Source organism: Veillonella rogosae JCM 15642 (assembly GCF_002959775.1).
Lineage (GTDB): Bacteria > Bacillota > Negativicutes > Veillonellales > Veillonellaceae > Veillonella > Veillonella rogosae.
Genome location: NZ_PPCX01000008.1, coordinates 143,954 through 162,435 on the forward strand (window position 1 = coordinate 143,954; position 18,482 = coordinate 162,435).

At 38.7% G+C, this 18,482-nt stretch carries 3 protein-coding genes; all 3 read left to right on the plus strand.

Features of this window, described 5'->3' with window-relative positions; all coding sequences use genetic code 11:
- Positions 1–156 precede the first annotated feature (156 nt).
- The 3 genes from VRHSUH09_RS04605 (at position 157) to VRHSUH09_RS04615 (ending at position 18,323) form a co-directional block, all read left to right on the plus strand.
- Entirely contained in the window at positions 157–2,226 is a 2,070-nt protein-coding gene (locus VRHSUH09_RS04605; protein WP_105081520.1) for a YadA-like family protein, read from the plus strand.
- A 410-nt stretch (positions 2,227–2,636) separates the two neighbouring features.
- Positions 2,637–8,651 carry an ESPR-type extended signal peptide-containing protein gene (locus VRHSUH09_RS04610; RefSeq protein WP_105081521.1) on the plus strand — a complete coding sequence of 2,005 codons (6,015 nt, stop codon included), beginning with the start codon at positions 2,637–2,639 and terminating at the stop codon, positions 8,649–8,651.
- Positions 8,652–9,200: 549 nt separating this feature from the next.
- Positions 9,201–18,323, plus strand: a complete 9,123-nt coding sequence (locus VRHSUH09_RS04615) for an ESPR-type extended signal peptide-containing protein (protein WP_105081522.1) — start codon at positions 9,201–9,203, stop codon at positions 18,321–18,323.
- Positions 18,324–18,482 lie beyond the last annotated feature (159 nt).

The window sequence follows — 18,482 nt, forward strand, 5'->3', positions numbered from 1 at the left end:
AGTATAAAATGAATATAAAGTGAAATTTTATTGTAATAATGAGAATTAAATGATATAATTCGGCGGTAATTATAAAACTAAAAGTGTTTAGTTCAAAGTAGAACCTTAATGTACGGATAGTGTTTGTATTAATTGAATTGATAAAAGGGGTTTATTATGAATAAGATCTTTAAAGTAGTTTGGTCTGCATCCAAACAATGCTACGTAGTAGCATCTGAATTAGCTACTAATACTAGTGGTAAAAAGAAAATTATTGTGGCTACCGTGTTAGCTGCATTAGCAATGGGGGGATCCTTACAAGCTGGGGCTGAAACAGTCGTTACGGCAGATCAGGTTAATGCTATAAATATTGAAACTAATCATATTAAACTTGACAGTAGAGATATTGTAACAAAACTTTCTAGCAATGAATTTAGTATGATTGGAGATGATATCAGTGGTATTCCTTGGAAGACTGTTCTTAATCCAGGGTTAGTTGCAGTAGAAACAAGTGAAATTAACACTTATATTTCTAGACATGGGTTCCATATGAGCGATGTGGACGAAACATCTGAAACATATATTGAACCTAAAGGGATTACTTTAGGTGCTAAAGACGGAAAAATACTAGAATTTAATTTAGATAAGGTTAGTGTAGGTGGCAATAAAATCGAAAATGTTGCTGAAGGTACTGCGGATACAGATGCAGTAAACGTAAAGCAATTGAAATCCTATGTGGATTCTAAGTCTAATAGTACGCCTGTTAGAATTCCGACTATTTCTCAGAATGGCGTTAATACAAATGTCCTCATTGGTGCAAATCCTGATGGTTCAACAAATTATACAGTTAGTGTGAACCCAGATCTTCTTAATATGAATTCTGCAGAGTTTGGTCTTGAAACAGAGGATAAACGAGCTCTTGTAAACAAAGATAAAGCTCAATTCTTTGATGGTGATGTAAATACTAGTATTAGTGCTAATGGTACGAAGCTTGAAAATACCAATAACTTGGATACTGCTGAATATACTATGGATGGTATGCAGGCTAACTCCAATGGCAAACTTGTACGTTTTAGCACACATGGTATTAATGCTGGAGACCAAGTGATTGCTGGTGTTAAGGCTGGTGTAGCAGATACTGATGTTGTTAATGTCAAACAGTTAAAAGACTCTATTACCCAAGCATCTGATGCGGCGGTGGCTAAATCTGCATGGAATTTAGCTGCTAATGGTGGCGCTACAGAGACTATTTCTGGTGGCGATACTGTTAACTTTGTGTCTGGCAATAATGTTGAAGTAACACGTACAGGTAAAGACATTACTGTAGGAACTAAAGATAATGTCACTTTCACAAAAGCAACTGTAGGTAATGTTGTGGTAGATGGTACAGCTAATACTGTAACAGGTTTGGCTAATACAACATGGGATGCTAATAATGTAACAGCTAACCGTGCAGCTACTGAAGGTCAATTGAAAGAAGCTATTTCTAATATTAGTAATTTAGCAGTTGATGCGGCTAATGTTAAACTTGGGTATAAAGCAGATGGTGCTAATGCGCAAACGACAAGTTTGAAAGATGGTTTAAACTTTAAATCTGGTGACTTAACGACTGCTACGGTTGGTGAAAATGGTGAAGTAACGTACAATGTGAAAACATCTACTTTAACTATTGACGGCAAAGGTACTGTTAAAGGTGAGGCTGGCGTCGCAACATCCGATAATGTAGCCAAGGTAATTAATCAAGTGGTACAACAAAACTCTAGCGATACAAAAGAGTTAAAACAAGCTATTAGTAATGTTTCTACTGAAAGTCAACGTGTTGGTGCTCATGCAGCGGCTATGGCGGCGTTGAAACCAATTCAATATGATCCGATGGAGCCAACACAGGTGATGGCTGGTATAGGTAACTACCGTGGTGAAACGGCAGCTGCCCTTGGTCTTGCACACTATACAAATGAAAATACTATGTTAAACGTAGGTGTTTCTCTTGGCGGCACACATAATATGGTTAATGCTGGGGTGACACATAAATTTGGCTCTAGTCCAGAAAAGAAAAATATTCCTGATCGTTATAAAGGCGGTCCGATTAGCTCCATTTATGTGATGCAAGATGAATTGACTCAAATGCAAGCAAAAAATGAAGCCCAACAAGCTAAAATTGATGCACAACAAGCTCAACTTGAACAACAACAATCTGAGATTGATTCTTTAAAAGCTGTTGTAAATCAATTGTTGGCTAAAGCTTAATATTAAAAGTTTATATAAATTTAATGAAGTGAACACCTCTGCAATGGAGTTGTACAGTTTGAGCTGTACTATTCAGTTGTAGAGGTGTTTTTCTATATCTATAATCATATAAAAACAATTTAAAAATTCAATTATGAGTTTATATTCATTTTAGAACTTTATTTATGGTGTAAAAATGACACATTTATGGTAAAATTTTGACATAAGTCATAAAAAAAATCCGCATAATTGCAGTATTTGCATAGGTTATTATTTTTATGAAAGTTTAATGAAAGGTATTGCAACTATATCGAAGAATTTGATATACTAACTTCATCGAAAAAAGTAAAAGTCGTTTATGACTGACAAATTAATAGTATATATATAGAGAGATTATAAGAAGGTTTATAGGAGAAAAGGAGAACAGAAGAATGAACAAAATTTTTAAGGTGGTTTGGAGCAAATCCAAAGAATGCTACGTAGTAGTATCTGAATTCGCTAAAAACAATAGCGGTAAAAAGAAAATTGTAGTAGCTGGTATCTTTGCAGCATTAGCTATGACTAATGCTAATGTGGCATTGGCTGTAAACGAGGTGCCTACATCTACTGGTGGTGCATCTGTAGCTTTTGGTAATGGTGCTACTGTTACAGGTGCCAATGCAGTCGGTTTAGGTAGCAATGCTAGTGTTACAGGTTCCAATGCAGTCGGTTTAGGTATCAGTGCTAGTGTTACAGGTGCTAATGCAGTCGGTTTAGGTAGCAGTGCTAGTGTTACAGGTGCTAATGCAGTCGGTTTAGGTAGCAATGCTAGTGTTACAGGTGTAAATGCAGTTGGTTTAGGTACAAATGTAAAAGCTACTACTAGTGATGCTGTTGTAATTGGTACTGCTGCAAAAGCAGAGACTGCTGGTGGTGGGATTGCTATTGGTCAAAATTCTTATTCAAAATCTATATATGGTAATGCACCAAGTGTTGCTGTAGGTAAAGATTCAATTGCAAATGGTGGTACTGCGATTGCTATTGGTACTAGAGCGACAGTAAACGAAGCTGGTAATCGATATTCACAAGGTATTGCCATTGGTGGTGGTGTACTGCCTGGCCAAGGTGCAGTTGTAGAAGGTGACCAAGGTATTGCTATTGGCGGTAATACTAAAGCGCTAGGCCATTCTTCCATCGTTATTGGTGGTGATGACGCTGATAAAATGACAAGTACAAGAGCTGTTTATACCGATATTACAACAGGTAAACCTGCTGTCGCTACTGTTTCTGCTGCTGTTAAAGCTTTAACAGGGTATGAAATTAAGTGGAGAGATTATAATAATGCTACAGCAGACCATATCGGTATCACAGTGGGCACTAAGGGTCAATCTGGTAATGCCGGCATTGCTATTGGTACTGGCGCTGACTCTAAAAATCGTATTGCTGGTTCTTTAACAGGTGTTAATACAAGTGCTGCCGATAATGATTCTGTAACAAATGCTATCGCTATTGGTACAGGTGCGAAAGCAAATCGTGATAACTCTGTTGCCTTAGGTGGTGGTTCTACTACAGATAAGCCAGGTACTAAACAAACTAGCTATACATTGCCAACAGGTGTTACTGCAACTTGGTCTGGTGGCAATGATACTCTAGAAGGTGATATTGTTTCCTTCGGTTCTGCAGGTTTCGAGCGTCAATTGAAAAACGTAGCGCCTGGTGAAGTAAGTGCTACCTCTACAGATGCAATCAATGGTTCCCAGTTAGCTGCTATTGCAGATCAAATTACACAGAAATATGTGTCTATTAAGTCTGATGTCACACCTAATAAAGATAACACTGGTGCAAAAGCGGATGAGTCTATTGCTATTGGTCCTAACGCATCTACAGATAAGGCTGCAACAAGCTCTGTAGCTATTGGTGATGGTGCAAGTGCGACGGTTACTAATGGTGTTGCGATTGGCTCTAAATCTGTGGCAAGTACTGCTGCAGGTGTAGCGGGCTATAATGTAAATACTGACCGCACTGATAAATATGCTGGTTTAAGTGGTGCTACCTTAACATCTACATTGGGTGGTGTTGCTGTTGGTACAACAGGACAAACTCGTCAAATTAACTATGTAGCTGCTGGTACAGCTGATACAGATGCTGTTAACGTGGCACAATTGAAGAGTGTAAACCTTGCTTTCACAGGTGACACTGGTTCTGGCGACGTAAACCTTGCTAACAGCAAATTGGCAGTAAATGGTGATAATACATACATCGAAACTAAAGCTAATGGCAAGAAAATTACAATTGCTGGTAAAAAGCAAGATATTACTGTAACTAACGGCGTTGCTACTGCAACTCCTGGCATGGCAGATGCTAAAAACGTAGCTGATGCAATTAATCAAGCAGTTGCTAATAGCTCTTCTAGCTGGAACTTATCTGCTAATGGTGAAGCAACAACTGCTACAGTAGGAAAAGGTAATACAGTAGATTTCTCTGGTGATGACAATGTTACTGTTGCTAGAAATGATAAAAATATTTCTGTATCCTTGAAGAAAGATCTTACTGGCTTGAACAGTGCATCTTTCAACAATGCTGCCGGTAATCCAACTGTAAAAATTGATGGTGACAAAGGTATCAATGCAGGCGACATGAAAGTTACTAACGTAGCTGATGGCGTAGATGATAAAGATGCTGTTAATGTATCTCAATTGAAGAAAACAGATGATAAAGCAGAAGCTAACAAAGCTGCTATTGCTCGTAAAATTTCCTTAGGTGGTAACAGTGGCTCTACAGATGAAAAATCCTTGAGCACAGGCGATGTGAAATTCAATGTTAAAGGTGATAATGGTCTTACTACTGTTGCTAATGGCGACGATGTAACTGTTAAACTTGATGATGCTACTAAAGACAAAATCGATAACGCTGCTGACAAAGATTTGAGCAATTTGAATCCTGCAGGTGAACAAAAAGTTAAAGATTTAGCTGCTTGGAATGTAGTAGCTAATAGCGAAACTGCTGAAAAAGTAAAAGGTGGCGACACAGTTAAATTCATCAATGGTGATAACGTTGAAATCACTCAAGCGGGTAAAGATTTCACAATCTCCACTAAGAAAGATGTAACATTTGATAATGTAACTGCAAATCAAGCTATTACGGCTCCTAAAGTAAAAGCTACAACTGGTGTTGAAACACCTCAAGTTACTGGCTTGACTAATAGAGATTGGGTTCCAGGTCAAACACAACCAGTATCTGGTCGTGCAGCAACCGAAGATCAATTGAAAAAAGTTGATGACCAAGTAACAGCAAATAAAGATAACATCACTAAAAATGCTGGCGATATTAAAACAAATAAAGATAATATCGATAAAAATACAACAGCAATCGCTCGTAAAATTTCCTTAGGTGGTAACACTGGCTCTACAGATGAAAAATCCTTGAGCACAGGCGATGTGAAATTCAATGTTAAAGGTGATAATGGTCTTACTACTGTTGCTAATGGCGACGATGTAACTGTTAAACTTGATGATGCTACTAAAGACAAAATCGATAACGCTGCTAACCAAGACTTGAGTAACTTGACTCCAGCTGGTAAGCAACAAGTTAAAGATTTAGCTGCTTGGAATGTAGTTGCTAATGGTGAAACTGCTGAAAAAGTACAAGGTGGCGATACAGTTAAATTCATCAATGGTGATAACATTGAAATTACACAAGCTGGTAAAAACTTCACAATTGCTACTAAGAAAGATGTTACTTTCGATACTGTAACTGCTAATGATACAATTACAGCTCCAAAAGTAAAAGCTACAACTGGTGTAGAAACCCCAGAAGTAACTGGCTTGACTAATAAAACTTGGGTTCCAGGTCAAACACAACCAGTATCTGGTCGTGCAGCAACTGAAGACCAATTGAAAGCTGTAGATGATCAAGTAGCTGATAATAAAGATAAAATCGGCAAAAATGCTGATAACATTGCAGATAACAAAAAAGCAATCGATAAAAATGCTGCTGATATTGCTACTAATAAAGACAATATTGCAGCAAATAAAGATAATATCACTAAAAATGCTGGCGATATTGCAACAAACAAAGCTGATATTGCTAAAAATAAAGACAACATTGATAAAAATACAACAGCTATCGCTCGTAAGATTTCCTTAGGTGGTGACACTGGCTCTACAGACGAAAAATCCTTGAGCACAGGCGATGTGAAATTTAATGTTAAAGGTGAAAATGGCCTTACTACTGTTGCAAATGGCGATGATGTAACTGTTAAAATCGATGATGCTACTAAAGACAAAATCGACAACGCAGCAAATAAAGACTTGAGCAACTTGACTCCAGCTGGTGAACAACAAGTTAAAGATTTGGCAGCATGGAATGTAGTAGCTAACGATGGTACTGCTGAAAAAGTTCAAGGTGGCGACACTGTTAAATTTATCGATGGTGATAACATCTCCATTACTCAAAATGGTAAAGATTTCACAGTGGCAACTAAGAAAGACGTAACATTTGATAACGTTACTGTAAACCAAAAAATTACAGCTCCAGAAGTGAGTGGCTTGACTAATAAAACTTGGGTTCCAGGTCAAACACAACCTGTATCTGGTCGTGCAGCAACTGAAGATCAATTGAAAGCAGTTGATGATCAAGTAGCAGCAAACAAAGATAACATTACTAAAAATGCTGGCGATATTAAAACAAACAAAGATAATATTGCTAAAAATACAGAAGCTATCGCTCGTAAGATTTCCTTAGGTGGTGACACTGGTTCTACTGACGAAAAATCCTTGAGCACAGGCGATGTGAAATTCAATATTAAAGGTAAAAATGGTATCGTTACTGAAGCTAATGGCGAAGATGTAACTGTTAAACTTGACGATGATACTGCAAACAAAATCAACAATGCTGCAAACACTGATTTGAGTAACTTAACTGATGCTGGTAAACAACAAGTTAAAGATTTATCTGCATGGAATGTAGTTGCTAATAACGGTACTGCTGAAAAAGTTGAAGGTGGTAACACAGTTAAGTTCATCGATGGTGATAATATCTCCATTACTCAAAATGGTAAAGACTTCACAATTGCAACTAAGAAAGATGTTACTTTCGATACTGTAACTGCAAATCAAACAATTACAGCTCCAAAAGTAAAAGCAACTGATGGTGTAGAAACTCCAGAAGTAACTGGCTTGACTAATAAAACTTGGGTTCCAGGTCAAACACAACCTGTATCTGGTCGTGCAGCAACTGAAGATCAATTGAAAGCAGTTGATGACCAAGTAGCAGCAAATAAAGCTAACATCACTAAAAATGCTGGTGATATTGCAACAAATAAAGCAAATATTGCAGCAAATAAAGCTCAAATCGATAAAAACACAGAAGCAATCGGTCGTAAGATTTCCTTAGGTGGTAACACTGGTTCTACTGATGAAAAATCCTTGAGCACAGGTGATGTGAAATTCAATATTAAAGGTGAAAACGGTTTAACAACTGTTGCTAATGGTGAAGACGTAACTGTTAAGATCGATGATGAAACTAAAGCTAAAATCGATAATGCAGCAAATCAAGATTTGAGCAACTTAACAGATGCTGGTAAACAACAAGTTAAAGATCTTTCTGCATGGAATGTAACTGCAGCTGGCGGTACTGTAGAAAAAGTACAAGGTGGCGACACTGTTAAATTCCAAGCTGGTGATAACCTTGAAGTTAAACAAGATAAAACTACTTTCACATATAGCTTGGCTAAAGACTTGAAAGGTCTTAATAGCGTAACTGTAGGCGATGAAAATGGTGCATCCACTAAGATCACTCCTGCAGGTACAACTGTAAAAGATGCAGCTGGTAACTCTACAACAGTTAACGGTGCAGGTATGACTATCACTCCTGCAAATGCAGCAGCTAAACCTGTATCTCTTACTGTAGACGGCTTGAATAATGGTGGTAACCAAATTCATGGTGTAGCACCTGGTACAGCTGATACAGATGCAGTAAACGTAAGCCAATTGAAAGATACTAAAGCTGGTTTACAACAAGCTATTAACAATGTAGGCGCTGAAACACAACGTGTTGGTGCACATGCGGCAGCAATGGCAGCGTTGAAACCAATCCAATACGATCCATTGGAACCAACTCAAATTATGGCAGGTATTGGTAACTACCGTGGTGAAACAGCTGGTGCAATCGGTCTTGCTCACTACAGAACTGAAGATACTATGTTCAACGTAGGTATTACACTTGGTTCTAGCCATAGCATGGTAAATGCTGGTGTAACTCACAAATTTGGTGGCAGCCGTGATAGAAAAGACGCTGTTCCAGAACGTTATAAAGCTGGCCCTATTAGCTCTATCTACGTAATGCAAGATGAAGTAAGTCACTTACGTAACCAAAATGAAGAGTACAAATCCAAGCTTGAACAACAACAATCTGAAATTGATGCGTTGAAAGCAGCTGTTAACCAATTGTTAGCAAACAAAGCATAAGGTTCGTGCATATATAGTTAAAACTATGTATAGGATCTGAATGGATATGTAAAAATGAGAAGAGTCCCCCTCGAAAGAGGGGGGCTCTTTTATATGGAGTAAACGAAATAATCCATAACAAGTCTATCCTAGAAATTAAATGCTAAATAATTTCTTGTTTAAAAATTAATAAAATAATCAATAAAGCTGTATATAGAGTATGAATGATGAATATTTTTAAAGATGAATCATTTTTATGTTTTTATTAACGGTTTCTACATTCTCAATTAGATTTATAAAAATGCATAAAACTTGCAATTAATTAAAATGAATTATAAATGAAAGTCAATAATAATGCACCTTTATATAAAATCTATGAAATGAGGATAGTGAATTAAATATCCAACAAATGCGTTTTTTAATTGAGAAAATAAAGCAAATTATGTTAAAATTAAAGATAGGTTTTAAGTAATGAGAGTCTGATTATTTTCATTACCTTTCGAATTATCCATATGTTTGGGTAACAGAAGTTATATAGTTGAGGGTTAGTAATTTAAAGAAGGAAAACATATGAATAAGATATTTAAAGTCATTTGGTCTAAGTCAAAACAATGCTACGTTGTAGTATCTGAAATGGCAAAGAACAAAACAGGGAAAAAGAAAATTTTAGTAGCTAGCATTTTAGCGGCTTTAGCAATGCAAGCTGGTGTGGTTGCGGATGTATCTGCAGCAGATAGACCGACTGCGACTATTGAGGGCGGTACTAAAATGTATTCAAACTTAACTAATGGTCTTGCTATCGGTAATGAATCCCAGTCCAACAGTGATCAGTCTATTGCTATCGGTTATAGAGCAGTAGCTAATTCACAATATGCTAATCCAGCTCAACCAGCTGTAGCTATTGGTGCAGGTGCTAGTGCGACTGGTAGAGGTGGTGTATCACTAGGTCTTATCGCTAACTCTAGTGTTCGTGGCACTGCTATTGGTAGTGCTACACAGGCTACAGGTTTTGGTGCTTTTGCAGGTGGTACTTATGCACAAGCAACTAATGGTGGCGACGTAGCTATTGGTGGGGCTACATCTGATCGATTTGATGATTATGCTGTTGCTTCTGGTGGATATAGTGTAGCTATTGGTACTGCAGCCAAGGCAGATGGGGGTGCAGGGGTAAGTATTGGTTATAAGACAAATGCTAAAACATCTAATTCTCTAGCTGTTGGTTCTGAATCTCAAGCTACCGGTGAAGGTGCTGTGGCCGTAGGTAGAAAGAATGCATCTACTGGTCCATCTTCAACAGTTTTGGGGATTTTATCTACTGCTAATGCTACATCTGCTACGGCAGTAGGGATGCTGACTACTGCTAAAGGGGAAAATTCCCTTGCAGTAGGTCATAACTCTTCCGCAGCTGGCAAAAATGGCGTAGCTGTTGGTACAAATTTCACAACCTCTGAACAAGGCGGTGTTGCGGTAGGTAATGCTGCAAAATCTAAACAATTAAATGCTACAGCTATAGGTATAGATGTAACGGCTGATGCTGCTAATTCTGTTGCTTTGGGGGGGAGTGCTACGGCCTCTAGTGATGGTGCTATAGCTATTGGTTCTCATGGGTCTAGACAAACGACTGCTACAGGTAATAGGGCTCTTGCTATCGGTGCTGCCACTACGGCTAATGGCTTGGATAATATTGCTATTGGTACTAACGCTAGTACATCCTCTCAGTATTCAACTGCTGTAGGTAATGGTGCGACGGCAACTGCCATTAGAGCGGCTGCCTTTGGTGCTAACTCTACGGCTAGTGTAGAAGGGGGCGTTGCCTTAGGCGTTGGATCTGTAGCGAATCGTGCTGGTGGCATTGCGAATAAGGGCTATAATCCAAACGACAATCGTACCAATAAATATGCAGGATTAAATACATGGGTATTATCTCCTACAACGGGAGCTGTTGCTGTAGGTAATGGTACTGCTGCAACTCGTCAAATTACAGGTCTTGCAGCAGGTAAAGAGGATACAGATGCTGTTAACGTGGCGCAATTAAAAAGCGTTAACTTAGCTTTTGCTGGCAATGTTGGTAGTGGCGATGTAAACCTTGCAAATAGCACATTAAGCCTCAAAGGTGATGGTACATACATTACAACAGCTGCTAATGGTCAAAACCTTACAATTTCTGGCAAAACTCAAAATATTAATGTCACAAATGGTCAGGCTTCTGCAAATGCTGCAGGTATGGCTGATGCTAAAAATGTAGCGGAGGCTATTAATAAAGCAGTTTCTGCCAATGCATATAATTGGAAGTTAGCTGCAGATAATGACAATGGCCGTAGCGAAGTAATCAACAAAGAGGATACTGTATCCTTCAGCGGTGATAACAATATTACAGTAGCTCGTAATGGTAAGAAAATTACGACTTCTTTGAATAAGGCGATTACTGTAGATACTGTGAAAGCTAATAAATCCGTTACTGTTTCTTCTGGTGGTAACCAAATTACTTTAGATGGTTCAAACGGTGCTGTTACAGGTAAAACTTTCACAGGTCAATCTTTCACAGCCGGCAATAATGTGTTGAGTAATACAACGCTTCAAATTGGTCCAACTACTGGCAATAATGTGACTATCACGACTGATGGTTTATCTGGTAAGGCTGGTTCTAATACAGTTAAGTTTGGCACTAATGGTATTAGTGCAGGTGGTCAACAAATTACCAATGTTTCTAGCGGTGGTAACGTAGGTACTAATGCAGCTAACATTACAGATGTTAAGAACGCTGTATCTGACGTGACATTAAAATTAGATACAAATTCTAAAACTGGCACTGTTAAGCTTAGTGAAAGTCCACTAAAAGTAATTGGTGCTAATGGTATTAGAACTGATTTAGTGGGTACGAATAATGGTAGTCTTGTTGTTGGTCTAGACAATAATACGGTAAATGCTACGACTAAAGGTATTGGTTTAACAGGTGATACAGGATCTACAGGTCTTAAATATCTTAAAGACGGTGATGCAACCTTTAAAGTGGCTGGTGATGGCGATCTAGTTACTACTAAGGCCTCTGCTACAGGTGTACAAGTAGCTGTTGATTCCGGTAAAGTAAAAGATTTAGCTGTAGGCGCAGTAACTGTTAGCAAGGCTAATACGGCAGATAATCCTATTACTGTAACACCAACAGCAGGTACAAATACTAAGGACTATGCAATTGGTATTGATACAACAAAATTAGCTAATCAAACACAATTAACATACAAAGCTAATGGTGCCAATGAAAATAAAGTATCCTTGGCAAATGGTTTAAACTTTACAAATGGTACTTTCACAACAGCAACTGTAGGTACAAATGGGAATGTAACGATTTCTACGGCTACTGAAACGATTACGAATGATGCGGATGGTAAAGCTAAAGTTGCAAGTCCTACAGATGGTTTAGCGACTGCTAAAAACGTAGCTGATTCTATCAATAAAGCTGTTGATGGTTTATCTCAAAATCTTACCGTTTCCGATGGTACTACAGATGGTACAGTTAACCTTAAAAATCAAAAACTCACTGTTTCTGGCACTAATGGTGTAACTGCAACTGTAAATGGACAAACTGTTACAGTAGGTATTGATGCAGCGACTAAATCTAAAGTAGACAATGCCTCTACAGCAGTAAATCGTAATATTTCTCTTGGTGCAGATAGTGGTACACCTTCTAGTCAATCCTTAAAAGACGGCGATGTAGCATTCGATGTGAAAGGTGCTACAGGTGACTTAGTATCTACGAAGATGAATGGCAACACTGTTGAAATTTCCACTAAGCGTGCAGCTATTACTAGCGATGCCAATACAGGTGCAGCATCTGTAACAGGTGATGATGGCTTAGTAACATCTAAAAATGTAGCTGATGCTATTAACAAAGCCTCTGATGCGGCTAAAGCCGGTGCGGCATGGAACTTGTCTGCTAATGGTGATACTGGTACAAAGGTATCTGGTGGAGACACTGTAGATTTCACTGGTGATAATAATATTACAGTTACCCAAACTGGCAAAAATATTGCTACCACATTAAATAAAGATCTTAAGAAATTAAACTCTATTTCTCTTGAAAATGGTGTGGGTGAGACAATCAAGTTTGATGCAATTAATGGTAGCGGTAAGTTTGGTGATCCAGCTGTAGGTAATTATACACAAATTGACCGTGATGGTATTAGAATCAATAATGGTATTGATGTAAATCAACCAAATACAGCAAATACTTATTTAGACGTTGGTACTTTATCTTTACAAGCCGGACCTAATAGCAGCTCTCTTGATTCTAAAAATCTCATATTTAATGATGAAGATGGGAATTTGGCTCAAGGTAGTGCTCAAGGCATGGCATTCCAAAGTGCAGCAGGTAAAATGGTTCAGTTTAGTCTTGATGAAATCAATGCTGGTGGCAACAAGATTCAAGAGGTTGCTGAAGGTATAGCTGATACTGATGCGGTAAATGTAAAACAGTTGAAAGATACTGTAGCAAGCCAAACATTAACATACCGTGCTAATACAGCTGCTGATACAGATGCTAAGTCCGTTAAATTATCTAAAGGCTTAGACTTTGTTGATGGCACAATGACAAAAGCTACTGTAGATAATGACGGCAAGGTAACATTTGACATTAATGATGATACTAAGACCAAGATCAACGATTCTGTGGCTGCTGTAAACCGTAAGGTTTCCCTTGGCGCAGATAGTGGTACTGTATCTAGTCAATCCTTAAAAGATGGTGATGTAGCATTCAATGTAAAAGGTGCTACTGGTGATTTCATTTCTACGAAGATGAATGGCGACACTGTAGAAGTTTCTACAAAACGTTCCACTATCAACAGTGATGCTGCAGGTACTGCCTCTGTTACCGGTGATGATGGTTTAGCAACTGCTAAGAACGTGGCTGATGCTATTAACAAAGCGGCTAGCCAAGCTAAAGATGGTGCAGCATGGAAACTATCTGCTAATGGTGATACACCGACTACTGTAGCAGGTGGAGATACTGTTGACTTTACTGGTGATAATAATATTACTACCGATCGTGATGATAAAAAGATTTCTGTTAAGTTAAATAAAAATCTTACGGATTTGAGCTCCATATCTCTTACTAATCCAAGAGGAGAAACAATTTCCCTAGATGGTAGTACTGGTATCATCAAAGCCTATAGAGCTGAGTTTAAAGATAATGTAGGTGCTGGATCCTCTATTGATAGTGATCAATTGCGATTTACGAATGGTGCAACTGGTGCCAATGGGGCTGAAACAGCTCTTTCATTAGATATTTTAGCTATGCACAGTGGCTCTAATGATAATAACCTTACATCTCGTTATCTTGCTTTCAACGATGCGAATGGAAATGAGTCTGTTCATAGTGCACAAGGATTAATTGCCGAATCTGCAGGCGGAGCTAAAACAATCCAATTTACCCTTGATGAAATCAATGCTGGTGGCAATAAGATTCAAGAGGTTGCTGAAGGTACAGCTGATACTGATGCGGTAAACGTAAAACAGTTGAAAGATACTGTTGCAAGCCAAACTTTAACATACCGTGCTAATACCGCTGCTGATGCAGATGCTAAAACTGTTAAATTATCTAAAGGCTTAGATTTTGTAGATGGCACAATGACTAAGGCCACTGTAGATAATGATGGTAAAGTAACATTTGATATTAACGATGATACTAAGACTAAGATCAACGATTCTGCAGCTGCTGTAAACCGCAAGGTTTCTCTTGGTGCAGACAGTGGTACTGTATCCAGCCAATCCTTAAAAGATGGTGATGTAGCATTCAATGTTAAAGGTGCTACAGGCGACTTTATTTCTACGAAGATGAATGGCGATACTGTAGAGGTGTCTACAAAACGTGCTACTATCGATAGCAATGCCACAACAGGTGCCGCATCTGTAACTGGTGATGATGGCTTGGCAACAGCTAAAAATGTAGCTGATGCTATCAATAAAGCTGCTAAAGCAAGTACAGATGCAGTTAACTTGAAATTCTCTGGCGATACTAATACATCTGCTGGCGTAGTGAACCTTAAAGATGATACATTTGGCATCAAAGGCGACGGTAAATACGTAACAACTGATGCAGATGGTAAAAACTTAACCGTTAAAGTATCTGAAGAAGAAGTTAAGAAATCCGCTGTAGGTGCTGTAACTGTGAGCACAGATACAACAGATGCAAATAATCCGTTAACTGTAACTGGCACAACAAGTGCAGATGGCACAACTAAGGACTACAAAGTAACAATTGATGGTACTAAAGTGGCAGCTAAGACAAACTTGTCTTACAAAGCGAATGATGGTACTGCAAAACAAGTATCCTTAGCAGATGGATTGAACTTCAAAAATGGTAATATGACTACTGCTAGTATCGATGATGCAGGCATTGTTAAATACGATGTTAATACAGAAACGATTACTGCTGGTGCAGACGGCACGATTACAGGTCCTGCTACAGATGGTGTGGCAACTGCTAAGAACGTGGCGGATGCAATCAATGCAGCTAAAAAAGCTACGAAAACTGAAATCACTGCTAATGATGGTGAGGCTGCAGATGGTACAACAGGTAATGTTGTGTTAAGTTCTAGCAAAGCAGCTGATGGTCACACTGTTTATGACGTAAAACTCAACGATAAAGTGACATTAGGCACTGGCGCAAATGCTGTAACATTGGATGGCACTACAGGTGCTATTACTGGTAAAACTGCTACTATTGGCGGTGTAACGGTAGATGGTACGAACAAATATGTAACAGGCCTTGGTAATACAACTTGGAATGGTACTGCTACAACTGGTCGTGCTGCCACAGAAGATCAATTGAAAACGGTAGCAGATGCTGCTAAAGCAAGTACAGATGCAGTTAACTTGAAATTCTCTGGCGATACAAATACATCTGCTGGCGTAGTGAACCTTAAAGATGATACATTTGGTATCAAAGGTGACGGTAAATACGTAACAACAGATGCAGATGGTAAAAACTTAACAGTTAAAGTATCTGAAGAAGAAGTTAAGAAATCTGCTGTAGGTGCTGTAACTGTGAGCACAGATACAACAGATGCAAATAATCCGTTAACTGTAACAGGCACAACAAGTGCAGATGGTACAACTAAGGACTACAAAGTAACAATCGATGGTACTAAAGTGGCGGCTAAGACAAACTTGTCTTACAAAGCAAATGATGGTACTGCAAAACAAGTATCCTTAGCAGATGGATTGAACTTCAAAAATGGTAACATGACTACTGCTAGTATTGATGATGCAGGCGTTGTTAAATACGATATTAATACAGAAACGATTACTGCTGGTGCAGACGGCACGATTACAGGTCCTGCTACAGATGGTGTAGCCACTGCTAAGAACGTGGCGGATGCTATTAATGCAGCTAAAAAAGCTACGAAAACTGAAATCACTGCAAATGACGGTGAAGCAGCAGATGGTACAACAGGTAATGTTGTGTTAACTTCTAGCAAAGCAGCTGATGGTCATACTATTTATGACGTAAAACTCAACGATAAAGTGACATTAGGAACTGGCGCAAATGCAGTAACATTGGACGGCACTACAGGTGCTATTACTGGTAAAACTGCTACTATTGGTGGCGTAACAGTAGACGGTACTAATAAATATGTAACAGGTCTCGCTAATACGACTTGGGATGGTAATGCCGTTTCTGGCCGTGCTGCCACAGAAGATCAATTGAAAGCAGTAGCGGATGCTGCCGCTAGCCAAACATGGCAAATTACAGCAGATAAAGATGCCGCTACATCTGGTATCCAAACTGGTACTAAAAAGGATGCAAAAGTAGGCAAAGATGCAAAAGTTAAGATGATTGCTGGTGAAAATATCACAATTAATCAAAACGAATTAGACTTCACATATTCCTTGAATAAAGATCTTGTGAATATGAACTCTGCAAGCTTTAACGGTACAGGTGGCAATACAACAGTTATCAATGGTGATTCCATTACACAAACTGCTGGTACTCAAACAAATACATCTACAGCAGCTGGCAACACAGTAGCTGATGGTGCTAAATCTACTGCTACAACTGCAGCAGGCACTACAATTACTGATGGTACGAAAACAAATACAGCTACTGCCGATAGCACTGTAATTGACGACGGTAATGGTAACAATACAGCTCTTACTAAAGATGGTGTAACTATTACTACTGCAGGTAAAGATAATGTGTCCTTGACTGGTAACGGTCTAGACAATGGCAATAACAAAATTGTTAATGTTGCAGATGGCACAAACGATACTGATGCTGTCAATGTGCGTCAATTAGAGGCTAAAACTAAGGCTTCTACTACTGAATTAACTGCTAATGGTGGTGAAAGTGCGGGCAGTACTACAGGCAATATTGTATTGACTAAGAAAACGGCTGCTGATGGTCATATCATTTACGACAACAAGTTAAATGATAAGGTTACATTAGGCACGGACCCAACTAAGGCTGTAACTGTAGATGGTACAAATGGTACTATTAAAGCCGGTAAAGATGGTAATGCTGTAGCGATTAACGGTACGGATGGTACTATTAAAGCTGGTGATGGTACAAATGCTGTAGCCATCGATGGCAAAAATGGTTCTGTAAAAGCTGGCGATAAGATTGCTCTCGACGGCAAAGATGGAAAAGCTACGATTGGTACTGTAGGTATCGATGGTAAGGATGGTGTTATTAGTGGTTTAGCTAATAAAACTTGGGATCCAAATAATATTACTCCTGGTCGTGCAGCCACTGAAGACCAAGTTAAATCTGCCGTAGCAGATGCAGGTTGGGACGCTGCCGTAGGCACAGAAGGCTCTGGTGTAAATAGCACACCAAGTGCAACAGCTGAAAAAGTAAAACCTAACGAAACACTTACTTTCAAAGCGGGTAATAATATGATGGTTAGCCAAAATGGTAAATCCATTAGTTATGCTGTAAATCCTGAACTTACAGATATGAAATCTGCTACATTTAAAGATGCAGCGGGTAACACAACTGTAACAAATGGCAATGGCATGACAATTACTCCGGGCGGTACAAATCCTAACAACCCTAATGCAGGACCTGTATCCTTAACTAAGGATGGTCTCAATAATGGTAATAATCAACTGAAAGGCATTGCACCTGGTACGGATGATACGGATGCGGTAAATGTTGGTCAATTGAAAGCATCTAATGCTAAAATTGGCGATGCTATTGGTCAAGTAGCTGGTGAAGTACAACGTGTTGGTGCTCATGCAGCAGCCATGGCAGCGTTGAAACCAATCCAATACGATCCATTAGAACCAACTCAAGTTATGGCTGGTATTGGTAACTATCGTGGTGAAACAGCAGCTGCCCTCGGTCTTGCACATTATACGAACGAAGACACAATGTTTAACGTTGGCGTATCTCTTGGGGCAAACCGCAACATGGTAAATGCTGGTGTAACCCACAAATTTGGTTCTAGCCCAGAAAAGAAAAATATTCCAGATCGTTACAAAGCAGGCCCTATTAGCTCTGTGTATGTAATGCAAGATGAAGTATCTAGTCTCAAAAAGGAAAATAGTGAACAAAAAACTGTAATCGCAGATCAAGCGGCTCGTTTAAATACGTTAGAGGCTGAAAATGAGCGTCAACGTCAAGAATTAGCTGAAACTAAACAAGGTTTAGAAGACTTGCGTGCAGCAGTAAACCAATTGTTAGCATCTAAAGGTTAATAATTGAGATTCACTTTCAAAAATAGGCTAGTGTAATTATATTTCTGTAATAGGAAAGAACCTCTTATACACTGATATACCTGGTGGGGTATAATCAAGTACTATAAGAGGTTCTTTTGCATTTTTGATATAGATTATTAAATAAAATCATTATATATG

Excerpts from the sequence above, each read along its gene's own strand:
- VRHSUH09_RS04605 (WP_105081520.1), top strand. The coding sequence starts at position 157 with ATGAATAAGATCTTTAAAGTAGTTTGGTCTGCATCCAAACAATGCTAC.
- VRHSUH09_RS04610 (WP_105081521.1), top strand. The coding sequence starts at position 2,637 with ATGAACAAAATTTTTAAGGTGGTTTGGAGCAAATCCAAAGAATGCTAC.
- VRHSUH09_RS04615 (WP_105081522.1), top strand. The coding sequence starts at position 9,201 with ATGAATAAGATATTTAAAGTCATTTGGTCTAAGTCAAAACAATGCTAC.